Annotated in this window: 1 protein-coding gene; it reads left to right on the forward strand. The window is 73.0% G+C overall.

Features of this window, described 5'->3' with window-relative positions; genetic code table 11:
* Window positions 1-82: 82 nt before the first annotated feature.
* Window positions 83-826: a metallophosphoesterase family protein gene (locus tag AB0J68_RS32475; RefSeq protein WP_354860830.1), complete on the forward strand. Its 744-nt coding sequence runs from the start codon at window positions 83-85 to the stop codon at window positions 824-826.
* The last annotated feature ends 258 nt before the right edge of the window (window positions 827-1,084 follow it).

The following is a 1,084-nucleotide window of genomic DNA, read 5'->3' on the forward strand; positions in this document are numbered from 1 at the left end:
CACCGACGGCAGGCGGGGACGTTTTCGTCTGCCCGGCGCAGAAATGCTGGCTCGGTGCGGCAGCAGCGGTGAGGGTGGGCCCATGGTGAACAGAGTTGCGGTGCTCTCCGACATCCACGGCGTACTCCCCGCGCTGGAGGCCGTGCTGGCCGAGCCGGACGTCGCCGCCGCCGACCTCATCGTGCTGACCGGCGACATCGCGTCCGGCCCGCAGCCGGTCGAGGTGCTGGACGTGCTCGCCGACCTGGGTGACCGGGTCTGCTGGGTGGGCGGCAACTGCGAACGTGAGCTGGTCGACGCACGGGCCGGTCGGCCCGCCGCTTTCGAGGTGTCCAACTGGGCCGGCGGGCAGCTCCGCGAGGACCAGGTGGCCCGACTCGCGGCCCTGCCGGCGACGGCGACGTTCGAGATCGACGGCCTCGGGCCGACACTGTTCTGTCACGCGACCCCTCGTGACGACGAGGAAGTCGTGCTCGTCGACTCCCGAATGTCCCGCTGGTCGGAGGTGTTCGCCGGCCTCCCGGCCGAGATCGCGACGGTGGTCTGCGGCCACACCCACATGCCGTTCACCCGGCTGGTCGACCGGCGCCTGGTGGTCAACCCGGGCAGCATCGGCATGCCGTACGGGGGTGCGGGCGCGTGGTGGGCGCTGCTCGGTCCGGGCGTACAGCTGCGCCGCACCGCCTTCGACGTGGACGCGGCCTGCGCCCGGGTGGCGACGGAGTCGACCTACCCCGACGCCGCCGCCTGGGCCGACGAGTACCTGCGCTCCCAGCACAGCGACGCCGACGCCCTCGCCGTCTTCGGCCCGCGCGACGGCCGCTGACCCACACCGCTCCGACGCTGCACATACCCCCGGCGCCGCACATGCCCCCGGCGCTGCACAGGGCCTCGACGTTGCGGACGGCCTCGACGTTGCGGACGGCCTCGACGTTGCGGACGGCCTCGAGATTGCAGACGGCCTCGGCTGGCCGCCGACAGCCGGCGCAGGCCAATCAGCTGAGGTCGGAGGACCTCCTCTGCTGCCTGTAGAGCTGCCCCACGAGTGGGGCGGCGGCGACGCCTGGTCTGCCCCAGATCTGGG

This window comes from Micromonospora sp. NPDC049580 (assembly GCF_040675595.1).
Classification (GTDB): Bacteria; Actinomycetota; Actinomycetes; order Mycobacteriales; family Micromonosporaceae; genus Micromonospora.

Bases quoted from the DNA above. Each gene is read 5' to 3' on its own strand.
- AB0J68_RS32475 (WP_354860830.1), top strand. From the start codon at position 83: ATGGTGAACAGAGTTGCGGTGCTCTCCGACATCCACGGCGTACTCCCC.